Raw genomic sequence first — 20,499 nt, 5'->3', positions numbered from 1 at the left:
GGTGGATACCGGTTCAATGAGCGGTGGTTGACGCGGTTGTCTTGCGCAATGATCGGGCGCATGCGTAGAGGTAGCGCAAAGTCGGTTTGCCGTTGGCGAAGATCAGCGTTTGCCAGGAATATTCCAGCATCCGCCGGTACACGCCGATCACCTGGGCATGCTCGGCTCTGCGGGAAAACAGATTGAGAAAGTCGGTGTGGTTGCCCAGCACGAAATCGATCCGTTGCTGCTTGCTTAGCTGCTCGCCATAGCGGGCGAGGTACACCTCGATGAACCTGATTTTTTGCGGGTAGTATTTTGTCGGTTGCGAGGTGATGTTGCCGCTGTTGACCCTGCGCTGCAGCAGCACCTGGGGCACCGTGTGGATCTCCCAGTGTTCGGCGACCCGGGCCCACATGAAGCGGTCTTCGGAGTAACGCAGGCTGGCATCGAAGCCGCCGAGTTGCATGATCACATCGCGCCTGGCCAGCACGGAGGACACGCCGTTGACGACGTTGGCGTGGATGAAATCGTAGAAATGCCAGCCGTTTTTTCGCCGTTTTTCCACTTGCCGCCTGCCGTCGCCGTAATCGTTCAGCACGTAGCAATCTATCAGCCCCACCGGCCGTCCCTGACGACTGAGCTCGTCATACAGCGCCAGTTGTTGTTCCAGCTTTTGCGGATACCATGTGTCATCGGCATCGAGAAACGCCACGAAAGTCTCTTCAGTGTGCCGCAATCCGTGGTTGCGGGCGCTGGCCTGGCCTTCGTTGGCCTGGTGCAACAACGTCAGGCGAAACGGCGCCGCGAAGTCTTTGACCCGTTGTGGTCCGTCATCGGTAGAACCATCGTCAATGACGATGACGTGATCGGGCAGTCGGGTTTGCCCGGCCAGGGACGCCAGAGTTTGCTCAATGCTGTCGGCGCTGTTGTACATCGGGATCACGACGCACACTGAATGGGGTAAAGGAGAGGCTTGGTCTGGCATGGTTGTTTCTCCTGTAGTTTCTCCTGTGGCTACGCCTTGGCTGAATCGGGCGGCAAGGCCTTGCCAGACGGACCCTGGCCGAGGGTTGCCGGTGACAACTCGTGGCGGGTCGCGTGGTGATGCCGAAAGGACAGGGCCAGGGTGCAGAACACCAGGAACTCCGCGGAGCGGTAATTCGGGATCACATACGCCACATAGTTGGTGAGCATGAACGACCCAATGATGACCATCGCGCTGGCGTGAAACCGTGGCGACTGATCAGCCACCACGGCCCGATAGTGTTTGATCAGCGCCTCGAGCAGCATGAGGATCAGCGCTATCAACTGAACGATGCCACCATTCAACAAGGTTTCCATGTAGCCGCTGTGGGCATTGCCGATGTAACCCCAGCGGTTGATGAAGATGTCGGCGCTCGGGCTGGACCAGAAGGCGCCGAAGCCATAACCCTTGAGCAATTCGGCGTCGATCAGCGGCGTGAGCAAGTCCCAGATCAGCGTGCGGTCGGTGAGTGACGGGTCACGACCGGTCAGCTCCAGCAGCAGCGCATAATTGCCGTAGACAAAGAAGCAGATCAGCCCATAGACGACTGTCGTAGCGAGGAAGGCGGGCAGGGAGCGGTTGATGTGCAAGCGGATCAGCGTGAGGAAGTACCAATAGCTCGCCGTGCCGGCAACTATCAGTGCTACGGCTGTGGCAGATTGGGCCAGCGCAATCGCGATCAGCGAGAACAATGAGCAGATGATGGCCCAGGGGTTGCGCTGACGGATCATCGGCAGCAGTAGCAAAATGGCGATGGCGTTGATCCGGGCGCCGGCATTTTTTTCCGGGAAAATCCCTTTGAACGCGCCATCGCGAATACCGCCGTAAATGAAGGCAATGTCAGGCCTGAACAGCGCGAATACCAAGCCGAGCAACGCTGCGGCGCCGATCATGCAACCGAGCATGAAGGCGATTTTCTCGAGGCTGTAGTTGTAGGCGACGAAACCGGCAAAGAAGACCACGCTGATCAGCGCCATAAAGCGTCTGAAACTGAGCATCGGGTCGTAGGACCAACTGATCGATACGGCCAGGCAGAGTATGAACACCAGCAGAAAGACGTTGTTTCTGTAGAAACGCTTGCTGATGAAGACCTTGTTGCGGATGAAGAAGAACAGCGGCACCAGCAGGGTGATCAGGCCGCAGATCTGGTTGACCGCGTTGCCTTCGAGGTCTTTTTCGGCGGTGTCCAGGTTCGACACATCCGTCAGCCCGAAAACAAATCCGATCACCTGGACGTAAAACAGCACCCCGAACAAAGTGAAGGCGTCACGCAGCGTGGTGTATCTGACTTCCAGTTTACTCATGACGATTGGCTCCCCAGCAACGCATCGAGGTAGGTTTTTGCCGCGCGAGTGTTCATGAAGCGGGTAGTGGCATCGATGCGGGCCTGGCGATTTGCATGACGAGGCAACGTCAACTCCTGCGTGATGGCCCGTGCCAGTGCGTCAGCGTCATCGACGGCCACCAGCGGAGCGATCGCGCCATTGTCGAGAATCTCTTGTGGGCCGTAGGGGCAGTGAGTCGATACCACAGGAGTGCCCGTCGACATGGCTTCGACCAGCGCATTGGGACTGCCCTCGAACCGCGACGACAGGACGAAGCAATCGGCCGCTGCTACCTCCGCCAGTGGATCGACGGTATAGCCCGGCAGATCGAACCGATCGGCCACGCCCAGGGCCGCCGCCTGCTCAAGCAATTGGGGCCTGAGTGCGCCTTCACCGAAAATGATCAAGCGGGCATGGGGATCGGCCAGACGGGCGAAAGCCTCGATCAATACGTCAAAGCCTTTTTGCCGTGCCAGGCGACCCACGGCGACAATCACCGGGGTGGATTTTTCCCGCAGCCAGCGGTGGCTGGGACGCCCCGGCGTCTTGTCGCGAAAATCGTTGTCGAGCACCGGGTTGTCGGCGATGGTGACATCCTGGGGGCGTGTGATGGTGGTATCGACCAGGTCCTGGGCGACGCCGCGCGAAACGCAGATCACCGGATTGGGGATGAGTCGATACAGCAGCGGAGCCATCAGGTAGGCTGCCCGCACCGTCAAAGCGGGGTTGACGTGTTTGTCGTGGGAAAACGCGTTGCGCTCGCTGACGTGCAGACGCGCCAAAGTCCCTGACAGTGCGGCAGCGGCGATGGCGACCACATTGACATGGGTGAGGGCGGCCAGTAGCGCGTCGAAGCGATTGCGCCGAAGAAAGCGAGCCAGTGCCGGCACCGCCCTGGCGCTGCGCGCGCTGTGCAACTCGACCTTCTTTACCCGTGGGTCGAGGCGCATCGAGTTCACGCCGGCACCGGTGAGCATCAGTAAGGTCACGTCATTGCCGGCGTCAGTCAGCGCACCGGCAAGGCGCACCATCATTTTTTCGGCGCCGCCCCCGTTCAAGTCCTGCAGAATGATCAGCAGTCTTTTCATTGGTTCCATACCTGGTAATACGCTTGCGCGGCGTATTGGCTGGTGTACTGGCGGATTGCGTCAGCAACCACTTGCGGGCTTGGCGCAGCCTGGCCTGGGGAGGCCAGGCTGCGCAGCATCCCTTCGGCCAGCGCCGATACATCATTGACCTTGACCAATTGGCCGAGGCGACCGTGATCAAGCAGTTCCCGGGGCCCGGTATCGCAGTCACAGGCCAGCACCGGCGTACCCAGCGCCAGGGCCTCGATCAGGACGGTCGGCAAGCCCTCATGAAAGGAACTCAGGATGAGCAGCCGTGCATGCCTGATCAATGGGTAGGGATTGCTCAGGAAACCGGTGAAATGCACACGGTCCTCGATGCCTAGGCGATGAGCCTGGGTCGTCAGCGCAACGAGTTGCGGGCCATCGCCGATGATCACCAGATCCGGCAGTGCGGCGCTGTCCAGGGCCATGGCATAGGCGTCGAGCAGCAAATGGAAACCCTTGGGTTCCACCAGCCGACCCACCCCTAGCCAGAACTCGGTCGGCAAACCGGTGAGCAGGGGCGTCTGCGCGGCGTTGAGCAGTTGCTCGGTGACCACGGCATTGGGGCAATAACGAATGCGCCGATGCCCCCAGGGCACCAGGTCGGCGAGGGCCTGGCGCAGGCCCCTGGAAACCGCCACGACTTGATCGTTACCGCACAGGTACAACCCGTAGAGCAGGCGCAGGATGGCGGGGCTGATGCTTTGTTCGCTGCAATCGAGTGCCGCGTGCCGGGTATAGATGACCTTGCATGGGCTCCCCAGGGTGGCAAACCAGGCGCAGAGGTTGGCTTGTTCCTTGGCGGCGATCAGGTGAGTCACACCTTCGCGCCGAATGATCCGGCGCAGCAGCCGCACGGACTTGAGCAAACCGACGATGCCACTGCCGCCGCCCTTGAGGGTGACGGCCCCTTCATCGTCCGCGGTGTCGCCGTTCATGACGAAATAGCTGACCTGCTGGCCGTCGTTGAGAAACTGCCTGGCCAGGCGTTGCTGGACACGCTCGAGGCCACCATCGGGCTTGAAGTCCTTGAGGGTGAACAGGATATGCATGGCGGGTGCTCAATGCTAAGCGCTCAGGGATAAGTGATATGGATGGTCACTTGGCGCCGGACGATCATCACCAGCAGATGAACAAGATTGGTCGGGTAATCGATCAGGTAACGCTTGATGGTGTGCGGTTCGCGGTACATCCGATAGAACGCGCGCAGATGCAGGCGGTTGATCGGCTCAGGGTAGTAATGATGCGTGGCCGTGGCCTCTTGGTGAATGAAACCGCCACAGGTGAATGTCACACCGTTGAAGCCGGCACGCAGGGCATCCTGTTGGAACTGCTCTTGAAGCCCGGCGCCCAGGCCGACGATCAGGATGTCGGTTTCACTGCGGCAGATGTCCGCTTGAATGCGCGTGGCCTGCGATGCATCGAAATAGCCGTTGTGATGACCGACGATAAGCAGCGCCGGGTAGCGATCCTTGATCTTGTCGATGAACAGGTCCAGCTCGACTTGCCTGGCACCTACGAAATACATGCGTTTGCCTTGTTTCTCGGCACAGCTGAACACCGAGTCGGCGATGGAGGTGAAGTCGAAGCTGACTCGGTCGATCGTTCGGCCGGTAATGCGCGACATGAAGGTAGACATCAGCATGCCGTCGCAAAAATAGGTGATGGACGTTGAGCCCCTGTCGAACAGACTGCCGATGGACGCAAAATTGATGAAGGAAAATGCCTTGTTGGCGTCCAGCAGATTCGGTGCGTAATACCCGATTAATTCCAGCTCGATCATTACCTGATTCCTTAATAGATGTCCTTTGAGAACAACGTAAAAGGGGTCTTGACGAGAATCTTGATGTCCAGCCACAGCGACCATTGATTGATGTAGTTGAGGTCCTGGGCGACCCGCTGCTGCATTTTTTCCAGCGTCTGGGTTTCACCGCGATGTCCGGTGATCTGGGCCAGGCCGGTGATTCCCGGTTTGAGCCGATGGCGGGCCATGTAGGCGCGTACCTTGCCGGTGTAATAAATATTGTGAGTGACCGCATGCGGTCGCGGGCCGACCAGGGCCATTTGGCCGGACAGCACGTTGAACAGTTGCGGCAGCTCATCGATGGAACTGCGGCGCAAAAAACGCCCGAGCGGGGTGATGCGGTCATCTTCGCGGGTGGCCTGGCGCACCTCGCTGTCGTCGTGCATACGCATCGAGCGAAACTTCCAGACCTTGATCACCTCGGCGTTACAGCCATAACGATTTTGCTTGAACAGCACCGGGCCGGGCGAGGTCAGCTTGACCGCTACCGCCACGGTCAGCAGCAATGGGCTGAGGACGACAATGGCCACGGCGGCCAGGCTACGTTCGAACAGCTCTTTGCAGAGCAAGCTGCCCGGATGCGAACTGATGAGGCTTTCATTGAGGTAGATAGCCGGCATCCGCTCTATTTCCGAGATCGACTGATTGAGCAGCACCATGCTGCCGAAATCAGGGATCCAGACCACATCGACATTCATGTCCAGCAGGTCGATGTACAGGGCTTCAATGAGGGCGGCCTGTGCCAATGGCAGGACGATATAGATACGACGGATGTGCAGGCGGGTGATGATCTGGCGAATCTCGTCGACGCAGCCCAGCAGCGGCAGAATGCTGGGCGCCGGGCCGGTATGGTCGGCGGTTGCGATAAACCCCAGTACCGGTTCACGGTTCGGCCTGGACAGTTTTCTCGCCAGTTTGCGTGCGGTCGGGCAAGTGCCGATGATCGCCGCGCGGCGCTCGTTGCAGAGCTTGCGCGAGTGCAGTCGGGCCAGGTTATGCAGAGGCAGGAAGCTCGCAGCTTGTATCAGGTAACCCAGTAGGGCCCAGAGGACGATCACTTGCCGCGAGAAAATCATGCTGGTCTGGGTGACGAAGGCAATGCTGATCAGAACGGCCAGCAGGATCAACCAGGCCGCCAGCAACCGAGCCAGTCCCGACAACCACTCATGACGCTTGTGGTAAACCTGCATGACGCTGTAGATCGGAACCGAACCGAGGACCGTGAGTATCATCAGAATTCGGTATTCAGTGGTCAGGCTGCCGACGCGCCAGTACACCAGCACCAGCAGCAGCAGATTGGTCAGGATGAGTGCGCACAGCCATTGACCCCAGAAGGTCAGACCTCGCCGGCGTGTCATTTGAGCGGTGTATAGCGATGTCATCGGCTCAACCTCCAGGCATGGGTTGGACAACGCTGCCGAATACGGCACGCCCTTTCCCGCACGCTGGTATCGCTCGACTGGGATGAAGCAGTTCTGTGGGTTGTCAGAGGTTACTGAAGGGACAGGCGCAAGCGTTTACCGGGACAGGTAGTCGTAGTTCTGGAACGTATCGCTGTGGCTGTAGCCCCGCTTGCGCGCCTTGCGCAGGTCAACCTGGTTGAGCACCACACCGAACACCGGCGCGTGGCTCTGTTGCAGCATGGCGAGGCATTTCTGCACTTGGCTGACAGGCGTGCTTTCGGCCTTTATCACGTAGATCACCGCGTCCGAATGCTTGGCCAGCAACAGCGCGTCGCTGACCATCTGCGCCGGCGGAGAGTCGATGATAATGCGTTGGTAGCGCGACTTCAGCGCGTCGAGAAGGGGCGCCAGGCGTGGCGAGCTGAGCAGGTCCAGCGGCGCGGGCGAAAGCTTTCCGGCCGGCAACATGTCAAGGTTGCCGACGGTGCGGATACAGTCTTCGAGCCGCGCAGTACCCGCCAGGACATTGGCCAGCCCCGGGCTATCTACCGGAAAATCGAAATTGAGTGAAAGGCTGGATCTGCGCATGTCGGCATCGATCAACAGGACACGCTCCAGCAACGCAAGCGAGTAGGCCAGGTTGTTGGCAATGGTGCTTTTACCTTCGTCGGCCATGGTCGAGGCGACGAGCACAACCTGTGCCGGCTTTTCTCCGCTGTGCAACATCAACCAGGTGCGCAAGTTGCGGATGGTCTCGCAAAAACGCGGATGCTCGTTGTCGTCGAACAACCGCGCCAGTTGCCGGCGGCTTCGCTTCGTGATCAGCGGTACCACGCTGAGCAGGGGGATGTTCAGCGTGCTTTCGACTGCCTCGTCGGTCTTGAAGGTTTTGTTCAGGGTTTCGGACATTAATGCCAGTGCCATGCCGATCAGCGCGGCCACGATGGCGACAATCACCATGATCAGTGTTTTATGGGGCTTGCTCGGTTCCAAAGGAACAATCGCCGGGTCGACAATGCGCGCTTTGGTGGAATCCATGTCCGAGGTGGCCGCCGTTTCCTTCAAGCGAGTGATGAAGGTCTCATACAGCGCGCGGCTGCTGTCGACCTCGCGCTGGAACTCACGCAGCTGGAATTCCTTGCGCGAAATCTCCTGTATCTGTGCTTTGTTGCTATTGAATGATTTACGCAGTGAATTTTCGTTGGCCCGGGATAACTGGTATTCATGTTCAATGCCAGCCACCACCTGCCGAACCTGCAGGCGCAAGCTGTCGGTGGCCATGCGCAACTCGGCGAGAGCGGCGACAAGGGTTGGATGTTTCGGACCGTAGCGCCCCGACAACTCTTCTACCTTGGCTTGGGCCTTGGCCTGTTGAGCCTGGAACTTTTGCACCAACGGATTACTCAAGACGGCCGGAACGCTGGAGAGGTTGCTCAAGTTGCCGTTGCTCAGGGCCTGCACCTGGCGGTACTGGCTCTCGGCTTCCGCCAGGTTGCGCCGGGCATCGATCATCCGATTGCCGGTCATTTCCAGTTCGTTGGCGCTGATGGTCGCGACACCGTCGACATCGACCAGGCCTTGCTCTTCCCGGTAGGCCTGAAGCTTGTTTTCGGCACTGCGCAGATTATTGCGCAACTCGATCAGGCGGGAGTTCATCCAGCTGGTGTTGGTCTGCGAGGACTTCAGACTATTGTCGAACTGGCTATCAATGAAGCCCTGGGCAATCGCATTGGCGGTTGCGGCCGCCAGGGCAGGGTCGGGCAGCTCCACCTCTATATTGATCAGCTGGCTCTTGCCGACAAATTTGACGTTGGTGTGCTGCATGAGGTTCTGCGTGACTTGATTGAAAATGTCGGCTTCAGAGGGCATCACCTGCACGGGGATCAAAAAGCCCAGTGCCGGCAGCCACTGGTCAAGATCAAGGCTTGCCAACCATTTGCGTGGCGTAAACCATGACTGCGGCTGCTGGCGTGGATCGGTCACCGGGTTAGTGGTGAGGTTGAGTTTTTTGACGGCGCGTTCGGCCAGGTCCCGCGATTGCAGGAGCGCCAGTTGCGTCTGCAAGTAATCGACGGTACCGGAGCTTGAATCCGTTATTTGCTGGAAGGCCAGCAGCGGTGGGGTTTTTTCTTTGATCAGAAGGGTGGTGCTGCCAATGTACTGCGGGGGGATGAACGACAGCGTGGCCAACGCCAGCGCACAGCCAAGCAGCATCAACCATGCGATTTTCCAATGGGCACGCCAGATCACCCTCCAGTATTTGAGCAGGTCAATGGTGTCCTTTTCCTCGCTGTACAGCTGATGCTGAGACAGATGTGGCTGGAGCGGACGTTCGACGTAGATGCTTGGGCTGTTGTCCATGATTAGAAAAAGCCTTGTGCAATGGAGATGGTGTCACCGGGGGCGATGGCGGTGCTGCGCGTGACCGTATCGGTCAGTGGTGGCGAGCCATCGCCGCGCACGATGGTCACTCGCTTGATCGAGGCCCGCTCGGTCAGGCCACCGCCCAGGGCGATGGCTTTCTCCAGTGTCAGCCCGGGCTCGTATGGATAGCTGCCGGGCTTCTGTACTTCACCATTGATGTAGAACGAGCGGTAGACGATCAGGTTGAGACTGACCTTGGGGTCGACCAGGTAACCTTGCTTTAACCCGTCGACGATGATCTTTTCCACCTGATTGGGGGTGAGGCCCTTGGCGGCGATCTCACCCAGAAACGGATAGGAAAACGTACCGGCATCGTTGAGGCGGATTTTGTCGAAGCTCAGATCCCGCTCTCCGAATACGGTGATGCGTAATACATCGCCGGCAGCCAGTTTGTACTGGGCGCCGGTGTCTGCTGCAAAAGTCGCGGGAAACAGCCACGGCACGAACAACAAGCCAAGCATTCGCGAGTTCATGGGGGGAACCTCTTAGAGACTTACGTTGAAGCTGAGCAGGAAGATGTTGCGTTCAAAACTCTGATTGTCGGCATCGGAATTGTCGTTGCGGCGGCGATAGCCCAGTTCGATATCCAGCCAGCGACGCATCTGGTATTCCACGGCGAAGTTGTAGTCGCGAAGGTTGTCGGTGCGGTTCTGCCCCTCGTACTCATAGCGGGCCAGCCCTGCCTCGGCCACGGTAGTGATGCGCTCGGTCCAGCCATGACGCCAGCCGAACAGGGCAGAGGTGGTCTTGACGGCGTCAGCACCATCGTCGCCCTCAGCCATCGCCTGGCGAGCGACAAACGAAAAGGTCGAGTAGGTTCGTGGCTTCCATCGCAGGTCCACCTGCCAGGTCGGGTTACTGAGATCTTTGACACTGCTGTCATCAAAGTTCTTGCGTTCATAACCAATGCGTACTTTGCCGGTGGTGCGTGCGGTGAAGTCCCACTCGGCACCGGCCAGGATCGCATTGGATGTGCTGTTGAGACGGCTGTCGGTTTGCAGGTAATCAAAGACGGTATGGTCATACTCCAGCAGCCCACGCGTGTTGCTGCCTATGCGGTGGTACCAGGTGGTGGTCAGGCCGGTGGTATTGCGTTCTTTGTCGTCGTTGATGCCATCGGAGTTGTCGTAACGTAGTTGAGCGTAACTTGCGCCCAGGTCGATCTGATTGGCGGCGCTTCGGGCACCAAAGGTATAGAGACCATTGACGCGGTTACTGCGGATCTTGTCATTGATGCCATCGACAGCGGTCGATGTCGTGCGCTCGTATTTACGCGCTTCCCCTTCAAGTTTCAGGCGATGGCGGTCGGTGAACTCCATGATGCTTTCGAGCCGCACGCGTTGCGCCGTATTCGAGGCACTTGGCTCGTCATGATAAATGTAGCGGGTAGGCTGCCAGATCAGTCGCGTGGCACTGTTTCTATCTTCGGCCTTGAGTTCGAAAGAGGGCGCTATTTTGGTCACCATGGAAGACTGACGCCCCCGCTCCAGTTCCCGGAAGTTGTCGTCATAGCTCTCTGAAAATAACAGTGTGGGTGTGAAGTCGAATCCGTAGATACCAATGGACTGGGGGTCGAGACTCCAGGCCGTTCCGGGATACAAATAGATCATTATCAGTGCGAAAGGGCTGTGGGTCTTAATGGTCATATCATTGCTCCTGGGGGGTGAATCCAATGACTATAGACCGGAAAATAAGGTGCGAAAGTGAGCGGTATGTTGTCGACTGGTAGCAAGGATTATTATATGTAGATGAAGTAGGTAAGTTTAAAAGGCCGTGCGAATAAAGCAGGAGTCAAGGAAAAGTGGTAATAAATAACTTGGGTTTGTTGTCGGGTTCAATGAGCTTAAGTTGATGGGTTTGTTCATTGCGCGTTAATGGCAGATTGTTTATAGGCTAAGTTGCGGTCGTTGAATGTCGGTCAACGGAATGCGGACTGGCTGTTCTCTATTTAGAAAGTGCAGCAGGATCATCACTCGTTCGTCACCCAACATGGTCAGGAAAATACCTTCGAGTGTCGACAGCGGTCCTCGGGTTATTTGCAGTGTTTCGCCGGGCCTGAACTGTTGGGCTGTATGAATTTCCGATGATTTCAAACACCGGGTGCGTAGATGCTCGACGACATCGTCAGGGACTATTGCCGGGCCATGATTAAAATCCACGATTCGGCTGACGCCACGGGTAGAACGCAAAGGTGCCCATTTGTCATCACGACTCAGTTGAATGAAAAGATACCCTGGAAAGAGGGGCTCGACCGTTTGAAGAGATCTACCATTAACCACGCGTCGGCTAACGATTTTTGGGCAAAATATGGTGTAGTTTTGCCGCAATAAATTGATTTGTGCCCGTTCGTCCTGTCGTGGCTTGCACTGCAAAAGATACCAACTGGAAATTCGTGTACTCGTTAGCATACTGGCAAGCTCCTTAGTATTGGATTCAAGCATTGCCTGTTCGCGCATCAACGATGCCATGATATCACCAGTCCCCTTTATCGGGTCGTGGAACCTAGAAAATGTTAAGTTTTTAAAACGGTGTATCAAAGTTGAAGCATGTAATGCAGGCATAACGCTAAGGCGGATATCAAGTCAATAATCTGGCGCGTATCGCGAAGAAGTAGTGCGCGAAGGTTCTGGTTTGCTTGCGCTACGCTCGGATTATTGATGGAAAGTGTAAGCGCTACTTAACACTATCGCCTTCAATATGAGGCATACCCTATTTTCGATGGCCAAAGCTACCGCACGGTCCGAACCTTCGGTCCTTTAAAATCAAATACTTTCGTGCGCGAATCTTAAGTGCAGGCGGTAATAGATATCTACTGGCTGTATTCTCATCATTATCAGGCGTCGACCCTGTTAGGTATTGATCACTCAGGGCGAGCTGTCAAATGTCACTAGTCAAAAATATAACCTTCTGTCCAGTAATTCATTAAGGAACTACAGCTTATTGTTTTTAAATAAGTTTTTGGTGCTGACACTTGAAGTGTGGGCCATTTGGCCGCTGTTGAGTAACCCGCAAGGCTGGTTCCCCTTCAGGGAACACAGCCTGTGAGCGCTCTCATGGGGTGGTTCTTGCGCGCCGAATTTCGATGGGCGGCTCGATCAGCCGCAGTTCGAGCTCACCCGTTGCGGGCACGAAGCGCGGGCCAGTGCTTTCAGGCGTTGCCCGCAACCGCCAGGTGCGCTGCACCTTCGCCAGTTTGGCGACTCCCGTCGCCACGGACCAGCGCCGACAGACCTTCTCCAGCTTGAGCGGGTAAATAGTGAGTTGGTCGCCTTTGAAGTGCATACGCAGGAAGCATTTGTGGTCGGCGATGCGTTGCGAGGAAAAAACCACCTCGCTATGTAGCCCCCATAAGGTATTGCCCATGACCATCCAGCTACCGAACAGCAGACCTCCCAGGCTTCCGCCGAGCAGCAGTGTGCCCACCAGAAACAACAAGACCTGGAGCAGGTTTTCGACCTCGAACTGTAAGTAATGGATGTTGACACGACCCATAAGCCATAACAGCCCGATCGCCAGCCCCAGGTGAAGCAGCCCGTGAACGGCCCCGACGCCATAGGCAAGCTTTCGGGTGCGCTTGACCCCGGCAGCTGAGAGCACCGCGCAGCCCAGCACAATGGTCACGGCAAACATCACCGAAGAGGGACTGTGGGCCAGGACCAGGAATAGCTGCCGCCAAACCTCGCGGATGTTGGGGATAGATACTTCGAAGTCAGACAGTACCTCCATCAGGCTGCGGTTACCTCGCGCCGGGTGGGGGATCTTGCTGGCGCTTTGTATCATCCAGTCGAACAGCAAGTACAAGATGGCCAGCATGCCGCAGAAGGGGAGGTTGTGGGTGGGGAGCCGCCATGCCCGATTACGCAGCTGTTCGGAGGTTTTCTTGTCCGGGTAGACCCCGGCCAGTTCGTAGCGCTGCCGGGTTCCGCCGACGTTGATCGGCTCGGGCGGATCTGGAAGTTGGTGCGTGCCATGCAAAAAGGCGCCGCCGCCTCCGCAGGTGATGCGTTGCGGCGCCTGGCTGCCAGCTTTTGGCTGGTAGCGCGCATAGTGGTGCGAGTCTCCGGCCAGGACCACCGCCAGATGATCACCCAGGAGCTGCTCGATCTCGCGCAGGCTGCGGAAGCGCGGCGTCTGGGTTTCGATCGAGGACAAGGCCTTGTCCTCGCGTGCCAGCCGTTCGGCTTCATCCACCCAACTAGGCTCAGGCGTACAGAGGATCACGCGGTCACCCGGCTGCAGCCTGGTGCGCATTTCTTCGAAGTATTGCTTCTGCTGCCGGTCGATCAACGACTCCAATTGCAGGTCCAGGCCCCAGATCCACCAACCATTGGCCAGTTGCAGCACGTAGTAACTGGTGCGCTGGCGGGTTTCCCAGCCGCCGATGGGTTTTTGCTCGCAAAACAGTTGGGAGAAGCCACGCAGGCCGTCATACCAGTCGTGGTTACCGGGCGTCGCCACTATCCATGGTGCTCCCGGCTGCGGTACGGATTGCTCTTGCTGAGCAGGGCGCACCTTGGGGACCGGCGCAGGAAATGCGGCGCGGAAAGGATCCAGGAAGCGGGTGCGGTAGCCGGAGCGCGCCGGTGTGGGATAGACCTGATCGCCACCCAGCAGCAATACGTCGCCGCGCGGCAGAGTGAGTTCCGGCAACTTGACATCCTGGCTGACGCACAGCGCCATGGAATAGGTGGAGTCCCAGCCATCGCCGGTATCCGCCAGATAGTCGATCCACACGTCACCGTCGGCAGCCACCTGGATGGGCGGATTGGAGTCCCGAGGGTTGAGCATGGCCAGAACCTCGCGCGGGTCCGCGAAGGCACCTATCGTGGTGGCCACAGCCGTTTGCAAACCCGTGCGTCCAAGCTGGACCGGGCCTAGCCAGTTGACCATCGCCTCCTGGGTGTACAGCTCGATGCGACTATTGGACGTGGAAGGTTGGGTGGAGTGGGGCATGACTATGGGCACAGGCTGCCCAGCTCCCGCACGGAACTCAATCGATTGATCCTTCATCGTGTAGCCTCCATTGCTATAGAGAGAGCGTCCGGTATGCCAGAAGGGAGTGATTCCTTGTCGGCTGATTCAGGATAGGCCAGTTATGCAGCAGCCGCCTGTGCAGGGCTTTGAGGAGGTATGCGGTGAGCCAATGGTTGGCCGGACAGGCAGTGTCCGGCGAGTGTGTTCAGCAGCCAGGGTTAAACAAGGCCGATAAAAGACAGAATCACCAGGACGATCACAACGGCCCCGACGATATAGATAATATTGTTCATGAAAACCACCTCTGGATATCAACAGGATTGCGGCACTACGGTGCCTAATACAAATGACATCCCTGCTTGCGGTTCCGTTCCTCGAACCGGCTCGGAGGCAGCGCTGGAATTCACAACACCTACGGCTTTAGCGTCTTTAGGGACGGGACTGGCCCTCTCGCGCCACCCGCCCCCCGGACGTCAGGCTTTGGATTGATGAGCCGCCCAGTGCTTCATTTCTTCGGCAATGAAGTGGTTCACCAAATCGCTATACATCTTCTCGATGGCATCCGGGCTCAAGCCTTCGGCCTCCGCCCATTCGCGACGTGTTGCCAGCATGGCTCTGAAACGCTCCGGAGCACGCACCGAGGTCGCCGAGGTCTTGAACTTGGAGGCGGCCAACACGTATTGAAAACGCTTGCCCAACAGTTTGATAACGGTTTGATCAAGGGCATCGATCTCGCGTCGGATGTCCTCCATGCCTGTACATTCTGCGGGCTGCAACTGATTGATGACTTCCATGTAGTCACTCCATGTGTCAGGGGTTCAAAACAATAAAAGAGCTGGACCCGCCACAATAGCGGGTCCGAAAGGAAGATCACAGTTTCGGTAACTGGCCCATGCGCCCGAGCATTTCGGTCACGATCTGCAGGTCCAGCAGGAACTGGTCGACGGTCTTGAACTCGTTGTCGTTGTGGCCGGTGTACTTGACCTCGGGCCTGGCCAGACCGAACTGCACGCCATTGGGCAGTTCATGGACCGAGGTGGCGCCGGCAGAGGTGCCGAATTTGTGTTCCATGCCTAGGTTTTCGCTGGACACGGCCAGCAGGGCCTTGACCCATTCACCCTCGGGATTGCGGTACATCGGCTCGGCGATCGAGTAGTCGAAGGTGGCCGCGACGTGGGTCTTCTTGCTCCAGGCGTCAATTTTTTCGGCGATTTCGGCCTTGAGCGTTTCCGGGGACTTGCCCTTTGGCACACGCAGGTTAACCGCGAGCTTGAAGGCTTTCTCATCCATTCCGACGTAGGTCAGGGAAGTGGTCAGCGGCCCCATGAAATCATCGGAAAAGCCAACGCCCAATTTGCCGCCCAGGTAATCCAGGCCCCAGTTGTCGGCGGCATAGCGGGCGGCGTCGGTCATGTGGTTGTGCTTGAGCGCGACCTTGCCGTCGAGGCTATTGATCAAGCCCAGCATCCGTGCCACCGGGTTGACGCCTGACTCGGGCTCGGAGGAGTGGGCCGAAACGCCGGTGACCGTAAGTTTGACGTCCTTGTCGACGACCTTGGCGGTCACGTCGAAGTTGCCGCCATGACGCTTGGCGTAATCAGCACCGGCCTTTTGCAGGCTGGCGGCCAATTGGGCGGGTTTGTCACTTACGAACGTGGCGACCGAAGTCGACGGGATCTGGTTGGTTGCCAGGCCGCCCGTCATTGCAGTGATTTCGGCGCCTTTGCCCTCTGCGGCACGTCGGGCAAAGCTCGCCATGACGGTGCCGTAGCCTTTTTCGGCAATCACCACCGGGTAGCCGCCGTCCAGCGCCAGGTTGTAGTTGGGTGTCGGGTTGTGTTCGAAATAATAGGGAATGGCGTCGCCGGTGGTTTCTTCGGTGGTGTCTACCAGCAGCTTGAAATTCCTGGCCAGCGGCAGCTTCTCTTCCTTGATGATCTTCATGGCGTAGAGCGCCACGACGATACCGTTTTTGTCATCTTCGGTGCCCCGGCCATACATGCGGTCGCCGACCAGCGTGACCTTGAACGGATCGAGTCGTGTGCCGTCTTTCAGGACCCAGTTCTCCGGAGTCACGGGCACCACATCGGCATGCGCGTGAATGCCCACGACTTCGTCACCACTGCCATCAAGGGAGATTTCGTAGACGCGGTTGTCGATATTACGGAAGTTCAGGTTGAAGGCCTGGGCCAGCCCCTTGAGCTTGTCGCCGATCTTGATGAATTCAGGGTTCTCGTGTTGGGCCAGGCCGTCCACGCGGAAGGTCGGGATGGCCACCAGTTCACGCAGGGTCTCGGTGGCGGCGTTGCCATACTTCACTCGTGCATAGAGGCCAAGCAGGCGATGGATCTCGTTCTGCTGTTCAGGGGAAAGGGGCTTGTTGTCCTGGAAGGCACTGATTGCCAGGCCGAGGTTGTCGGTTGTGGCAAGCTCGCTCTTGGCCAGGCGTCCCAGGAATTGCCTGAAATCGGTTACCGATGCGTCATTGAAGGTCTTGAGGATGGTCGCGCTCTGCTGCGGGGTGATGTTGGCGTGCGCTGACGTGGTAAACGCCGAAAGGCTGGCCAGCATCAGGGTTGTCGCGGCCAGGTGCTTGAGTGAAAAGTCCATTGCTGGAGGCATTCCTTTGCAGGTGGTTGGTAAGAAATATCTGATTGATTAGTCAGAAACTTTTCCAAACTAACACCAAGAGGGAGTAGTACGGGAGTGCCTGAAGTGCGATCTGTCGCACAGAAATGCAAAAGCGACGCAGAAATGAAAAAGCCTACCAACGCAACTTGAAGGCATTTTGCGCGCCCGGCCGGATGCCGCTGCCCAAGCCTGCGCACTCACGAGAAAGGGTGTCGTGCAGCCATTGGCGGTCATCCCCTTCGGCGCGACAGAGGCGAAAACGATGGAGGCGGGTGGGTATCAGCTCCAGCGTCTGCAGGTGCCCGTCCGGGGCCAACGAGGCAAAGTACAGAAGCCCCAGGTCGCCGCGATAGGCTGCGTGGCCCTCGATGCCTTCGTAATCGTTCAGCAGATCCCCGCAGCCATACAGAATCAGGCGTTCGCGGTACACCTCGATGCCCTTGATGTGGTGCGAGGAATGCCCGTGCACCACGTCAACTCCGGCCTCATCGATCAGGGCATGGGCGAACCGGACCTGCTCCTGTGGGATCTCGAACCCCCAGTTGCCGCCCCAATGAATGGAGGCCACCACCCGATCTCCCGGATTCTTGTACTTGAGAATCCGCTCGGCCACAGGGCGCAGACTGTGCATCGACAGATCTTTCAGCCGTGCGACGCCCGCGCGCTTATCAGTCGCGGCCCAGTCTGGTGGAATGCCACTGTCGGGTGTGCCGAGGCCAAACACCAGCAAGCGCTGCCCGCCAGGCAACGGCAGCACGGCGGGCGCTTCGGCAGATTGCCGGTTGAGCCCGGAGCCGGCACTGCACATGCCGTTGTTCGATAGGGTATCCAGCGTATCGGCCAGACCGGCCGCGCCCCAGTCCAGCACATGGTTGTTGGCCAGCACGCAGCAGTCGATGCCGGCGGCGCAGATGGCCGGGAAGTTCTCCGGGGTCATGCGGTAATTGATGCCCTTTGGCTCCGGTCGTCCGCGGCGGGACACCGCGGTTTCCAGATTGATGATGCGTGCGTGTGGCTGGCGAAGTTCGAACTCATCCAGCGCAACGCCCCAGATATAGTTGAAATCGACCGGACGGGGAATCGGACCATTGACGCTCTCTGCCAGCCGGACGTAATCACCGGCATTCTTGACATAGTCTTCGTAAAGCCGCGGATCGCCAGGTTGCGGCAGTACGGAGTCGATGCCGCGAGCGGTCATGACATCGCCGCAGAGAAACAGCTTCAGCGTACCGGTAACAGCTGCCATGGCACCCTCCGGATATCCCGAATCGCCTGGATCTACAGTAAATATCTGTTTTAAAACAAATTAGTTTGTTTTTGGTCTTCCCAGACACAGCAAAAGTTGATAAATTTCCGCGCGTTCTTGCAGAGGTCCCTTACAGGGCTTGCAGCTCAAGGACGCAGCAGCTCGATATTGCTCGCAAGCTGCGAAATCAGAAAGAGAGTGCCAGGCACTCGTCGCAACAAATACAGGGGCGTCGCCAAGCGGTAAGGCAGCAGGTTTTGATCCTGCCATGCGTTGGTTCGAATCCAGCCGCCCCTGCCATTTTCCTTACACTCATCCAGATTTGACTCAGCCGGCAGGTAGTGCGCGAGTCCGGGATGGTTGTGTTTACGAGAAACGCCAACGCCGTTCCGGCCTGGCGTTTTTTTGTGTCGGTTACATACCCGCCTTTAACCTCATTCAGCCGACATGCGAGCGCGACGTCTTGGCGCCGCGCTCGCCCGTCACTCAGTGGGGCGCGCGAGGGATGGTCTTGAGCAGGTCTTCAGGGCTGATGTAGCCGACGACCGGCTGCGTCACGCTGCCCGGTTGCGGCAGATCAAGGATATGCCCCTTCATCTTGCCGATCACGTGCATCTCGCAGGGCTTGCAGTCGAACTTCAGCGTCAATACCTCGTCACCGTGCACCAGTTGCATCGGCGCGACCTTGGTACGCACACCGGTGACGCCCTTGGCCTGTTTGGGGCAGAGGTTGAAGGAGAAGCGCAGGCAGTGCTTGGTGATCATCACCGGCACTTCACCGGTTTCCTCGTGAGCCTCATAGGCCGCGTCGATCAGCTTGACGCCGTGACGGTGATAGAAGTCGCGGGCTTTCTGGTTGTAGACGTTGGCCAGGAACGACAGATGCGACTCCGGGTACACCGGTGGCGGATCGGTCTCGGCCTTGCGACCACCCCGTGGGTGGGCATTGATGCGGGCCGTGGTCAGCGCCTCGATGACTTCCCGGCGCAAGGCCTTGAGCTGCGAGTTGGGGATGAAATATGCCTGCGGTGCATCCAGCTCGATGGCCGTGGCGTGGTACTGAGTGGTGCCCAGTTGGCCGAGCAGGTCGTGCAGTTGCTCCAGCGCCTGTTCCGGCTTGTTGGCCAGACCGAATGGACCGTCCAGGGCGACACTGGCGCTGACACCTTCCTCACTGGTGGCGGTCAACTCCAGGCGATCCTCATGCAGGCGAGCGACCCATGCCACACCCACCCGGCGCTCGGCGGAGGTCTTGAGCAAGGCCTGCTGCCAGTTGTGGTCGAGGTTACGGTTCAGCGGGTGGTTCGGCCGCAACTGATGCAGCCCCTTCGGCATCTCGTTGGGCTCGACACGGTAGCGGTAGCGCTTTTCACCGTCCTCTTCGAACTCGCCCTTGGCCTCGGCAATGTTGGTACGCCAACCCACCACCTCGCGCTTGACCAGCACATTGAGGCCGTCGCCATTGGACAGCGGCTCATGGGTAACTACCAGCAAGTCGCGCTTGCCGACTTTCTCCACCACGCCCACCGGCAGGCCGGTGAAGGTCGGCGAGTCGAAGGCGCCGATGTCGATCTTGCGCTCGCTGACGAAGTAGTCGGTGCTGCCACGGTGAAAGGTCTTGTCCGGATCCGGCAGGAAGAAGTGCGCGGTGCGGCCGCTGGAAGCGCGAGCCAGGTCCGGGCGGTCTTCGAGGACGTCGTCCAGGCGCTGGCGATACCAGGCGGTGATGTTCTTCACATAGCCCATGTCCTTGTAGCGCCCCTCGATCTTGAACGAGCGTACGCCGGCTTCCACCAGCGCGCGGATGTTGGCGCTCTGGTTGTTGTCCTTCATCGACAACAGGTGTTTTTCGTAAGCGATCACACCGCCTTTTTCGTCCTTGAGGGTGTACGGCAGGCGGCAGGCCTGGGAGCAGTCGCCACGGTTGGCGCTGCGCCCGGTTTGCGCATGGGAGATGTTGCACTGACCGGAAAACGCCACGCACAGCGCGCCATGGATGAAAAATTCGATGGCCGCGTCAGTCTCGTCGGCAATCGCGCGGATCTCCTGAAGGTTCAGCTCACGGGCCAGTACCAGTTGCGAGAAACCGGCCTGATCGAGGAACTTCGCCCGCGCCAGGGTGCGGATATCGGTCTGGGTGCTGGCGTGCAGCTCGATCGGCGGAATGTCCAGCTCCATCACGCCCAGGTCCTGGACGATCAGCGCGTCGACGCCGGCGTCGTACAACTGGTGGATCAGCTTGCGCGCCGGCTCCAGTTCGTTGTCATGCAGGATCGTGTTGATGGTGGTGAACACCCGGGCGTGATAGCGACGGGCGAACTCCACCAATTGGGCGATATCGCTCACCTCGTTGCAGGCGTTGTGGCGGGCGCCGAAGCTCGGGCCCCCGATGTACACGGCATCGGCGCCATGCAGGATGGCCTCGCGGGCGATGGCCACATCGCGGGCGGGGCTGAGCAATTCCAGGTGATGCTTGGGTAGGGACATGTTTTTTTAGTCTGGCTTGTCACGGTCAAGGTGCGCATTGTAGCGGCGAAACGCTTGACCGGCATCCGCGTGCTGTCCGGTACGTAA

The 20,499-nt window shown here is 58.5% G+C and carries 16 protein-coding genes and 1 tRNA gene; 2 read left to right on the top strand and 15 right to left on the bottom strand.

Annotation, left to right across the window (positions count from 1 at the left end):
* Positions 1-13 precede the first annotated feature (13 nt).
* The 11 genes from PSH64_RS16085 to PSH64_RS16035 all read right to left on the bottom strand — a co-directional run bounded on the left by PSH64_RS16085 (position 14) and on the right by PSH64_RS16035 (position 14,084).
* On the bottom strand, positions 14-967 hold the full coding sequence (locus PSH64_RS16085) for a glycosyltransferase family 2 protein (protein ID WP_305477805.1): 954 nt from the start codon (positions 965-967) through the stop codon (positions 14-16).
* A gap of 29 nt (positions 968-996) precedes the next feature.
* A complete protein-coding gene (locus PSH64_RS16080) occupies positions 997-2,310 on the bottom strand; it encodes an O-antigen ligase (RefSeq protein WP_105344686.1) in 1,314 nt (437 codons plus the stop codon).
* Positions 2,307-3,419: a glycosyltransferase gene (locus tag PSH64_RS16075; RefSeq protein ID WP_105344684.1), complete on the bottom strand. Its 1,113-nt coding sequence runs from the start codon at positions 3,417-3,419 to the stop codon at positions 2,307-2,309. Before PSH64_RS16075 ends, PSH64_RS16080 begins: the two co-directional genes overlap by 4 nt.
* Positions 3,416-4,495 carry a glycosyltransferase gene (locus tag PSH64_RS16070; protein WP_305477804.1) on the bottom strand — a complete coding sequence of 360 codons (1,080 nt, stop codon included), beginning with the start codon at positions 4,493-4,495 and terminating at the stop codon, positions 3,416-3,418. Before PSH64_RS16070 ends, PSH64_RS16075 begins: the two co-directional genes overlap by 4 nt.
* A gap of 23 nt (positions 4,496-4,518) precedes the next feature.
* Positions 4,519-5,226 (bottom strand): WecB/TagA/CpsF family glycosyltransferase, encoded by a 708-nt coding sequence (locus PSH64_RS16065; RefSeq protein ID WP_305477803.1) that lies wholly within the window; start codon positions 5,224-5,226, stop codon positions 4,519-4,521.
* An 11-nt stretch (positions 5,227-5,237) separates the two neighbouring features.
* On the bottom strand, positions 5,238-6,629 hold the full coding sequence (locus PSH64_RS16060) for an undecaprenyl-phosphate glucose phosphotransferase (RefSeq protein WP_105344676.1): 1,392 nt from the start codon (positions 6,627-6,629) through the stop codon (positions 5,238-5,240).
* Positions 6,630-6,764: 135 nt separating this feature from the next.
* Positions 6,765-9,011: a polysaccharide biosynthesis tyrosine autokinase gene (locus PSH64_RS16055; RefSeq protein WP_305477802.1), complete on the bottom strand. Its 2,247-nt coding sequence runs from the start codon at positions 9,009-9,011 to the stop codon at positions 6,765-6,767.
* Between the two features lie 2 nt (positions 9,012-9,013).
* A complete protein-coding gene (locus PSH64_RS16050; protein WP_305477801.1) occupies positions 9,014-9,547 on the bottom strand; it encodes a polysaccharide biosynthesis/export family protein in 534 nt (177 codons plus the stop codon).
* A 12-nt stretch (positions 9,548-9,559) separates the two neighbouring features.
* Positions 9,560-10,720, bottom strand: coding sequence for an outer membrane beta-barrel protein (locus PSH64_RS16045; protein ID WP_305477800.1), 1,161 nt, complete (start codon positions 10,718-10,720; stop codon positions 9,560-9,562).
* A 240-nt stretch (positions 10,721-10,960) separates the two neighbouring features.
* Positions 10,961-11,482 (bottom strand): transcription/translation regulatory transformer protein RfaH, encoded by a 522-nt coding sequence (rfaH, locus tag PSH64_RS16040; protein WP_305481170.1) that lies wholly within the window; start codon positions 11,480-11,482, stop codon positions 10,961-10,963.
* Positions 11,483-12,125: 643 nt separating this feature from the next.
* Entirely contained in the window at positions 12,126-14,084 is a 1,959-nt protein-coding gene (locus PSH64_RS16035; RefSeq protein ID WP_305477799.1) for a metallophosphoesterase, read from the bottom strand.
* Between the two features lie 125 nt (positions 14,085-14,209).
* Between PSH64_RS16035 and PSH64_RS16030 the strand changes: the two genes are divergently transcribed.
* Positions 14,210-14,389, top strand: coding sequence for a hypothetical protein (locus PSH64_RS16030; protein ID WP_146114696.1), 180 nt, complete (start codon positions 14,210-14,212; stop codon positions 14,387-14,389).
* A 132-nt stretch (positions 14,390-14,521) separates the two neighbouring features.
* Here PSH64_RS16030 and PSH64_RS16025 read toward each other — a convergent pair whose 3' ends face one another.
* The 3 genes from PSH64_RS16025 to PSH64_RS16015 form a co-directional block, all read right to left on the bottom strand.
* Positions 14,522-14,842, bottom strand: coding sequence for an isochorismate lyase (locus tag PSH64_RS16025; RefSeq protein ID WP_305477798.1), 321 nt, complete (start codon positions 14,840-14,842; stop codon positions 14,522-14,524).
* A 76-nt stretch (positions 14,843-14,918) separates the two neighbouring features.
* Positions 14,919-16,658 carry a dipeptidase gene (locus tag PSH64_RS16020; protein ID WP_305477797.1) on the bottom strand — a complete coding sequence of 580 codons (1,740 nt, stop codon included), beginning with the start codon at positions 16,656-16,658 and terminating at the stop codon, positions 14,919-14,921.
* A 154-nt stretch (positions 16,659-16,812) separates the two neighbouring features.
* Positions 16,813-17,925 (bottom strand): CapA family protein, encoded by a 1,113-nt coding sequence (locus PSH64_RS16015; protein WP_305477796.1) that lies wholly within the window; start codon positions 17,923-17,925, stop codon positions 16,813-16,815.
* Between the two features lie 225 nt (positions 17,926-18,150).
* Here PSH64_RS16015 and PSH64_RS16010 point away from each other — a divergent pair.
* Positions 18,151-18,225: transfer RNA gene (locus PSH64_RS16010), tRNA-Gln, on the top strand.
* A 186-nt stretch (positions 18,226-18,411) separates the two neighbouring features.
* Here PSH64_RS16010 and PSH64_RS16005 read toward each other — a convergent pair.
* The gene (locus PSH64_RS16005) at positions 18,412-20,412 is read right to left on the bottom strand and encodes a U32 family peptidase (RefSeq protein WP_305477795.1); all 2,001 of its coding nucleotides are present in this window, start codon (positions 20,410-20,412) and stop codon (positions 18,412-18,414) included.
* Between the last annotated feature and the right edge of the window lie 87 nt (positions 20,413-20,499).

The sequence above is a fragment of the Pseudomonas sp. FP1742 genome, from assembly GCF_030687145.1.
Classification (GTDB): Bacteria; Pseudomonadota; Gammaproteobacteria; order Pseudomonadales; family Pseudomonadaceae; genus Aquipseudomonas; species Aquipseudomonas frederiksbergensis_D.
This window is presented reverse-complemented; position numbering and strand designations above follow the sequence as displayed.

Excerpts from the sequence above, each read along its gene's own strand:
- PSH64_RS16085 (WP_305477805.1), bottom strand. The coding sequence starts at position 967 with ATGCCAGACCAAGCCTCTCCTTTACCCCATTCAGTGTGCGTCGTGATC.
- PSH64_RS16080 (WP_105344686.1), bottom strand. The coding sequence starts at position 2,310 with ATGAGTAAACTGGAAGTCAGATACACCACGCTGCGTGACGCCTTCACT.
- PSH64_RS16075 (WP_105344684.1), bottom strand. The coding sequence starts at position 3,419 with ATGAAAAGACTGCTGATCATTCTGCAGGACTTGAACGGGGGCGGCGCC.
- PSH64_RS16070 (WP_305477804.1), bottom strand. The coding sequence starts at position 4,495 with ATGCATATCCTGTTCACCCTCAAGGACTTCAAGCCCGATGGTGGCCTC.
- PSH64_RS16065 (WP_305477803.1), bottom strand. The coding sequence starts at position 5,226 with ATGATCGAGCTGGAATTAATCGGGTATTACGCACCGAATCTGCTGGAC.
- PSH64_RS16060 (WP_105344676.1), bottom strand. The coding sequence starts at position 6,629 with ATGACATCGCTATACACCGCTCAAATGACACGCCGGCGAGGTCTGACC.
- PSH64_RS16055 (WP_305477802.1), bottom strand. The coding sequence starts at position 9,011 with ATGGACAACAGCCCAAGCATCTACGTCGAACGTCCGCTCCAGCCACAT.
- PSH64_RS16050 (WP_305477801.1), bottom strand. The coding sequence starts at position 9,547 with ATGAACTCGCGAATGCTTGGCTTGTTGTTCGTGCCGTGGCTGTTTCCC.
- PSH64_RS16045 (WP_305477800.1), bottom strand. The coding sequence starts at position 10,720 with ATGACCATTAAGACCCACAGCCCTTTCGCACTGATAATGATCTATTTG.
- rfaH (WP_305481170.1), bottom strand. The coding sequence starts at position 11,482 with ATGCTAACGAGTACACGAATTTCCAGTTGGTATCTTTTGCAGTGCAAG.
- PSH64_RS16035 (WP_305477799.1), bottom strand. The coding sequence starts at position 14,084 with ATGAAGGATCAATCGATTGAGTTCCGTGCGGGAGCTGGGCAGCCTGTG.
- PSH64_RS16025 (WP_305477798.1), bottom strand. The coding sequence starts at position 14,842 with ATGGAAGTCATCAATCAGTTGCAGCCCGCAGAATGTACAGGCATGGAG.
- PSH64_RS16020 (WP_305477797.1), bottom strand. The coding sequence starts at position 16,658 with ATGGACTTTTCACTCAAGCACCTGGCCGCGACAACCCTGATGCTGGCC.
- PSH64_RS16015 (WP_305477796.1), bottom strand. The coding sequence starts at position 17,925 with ATGGCAGCTGTTACCGGTACGCTGAAGCTGTTTCTCTGCGGCGATGTC.
- PSH64_RS16005 (WP_305477795.1), bottom strand. The coding sequence starts at position 20,412 with ATGTCCCTACCCAAGCATCACCTGGAATTGCTCAGCCCCGCCCGCGAT.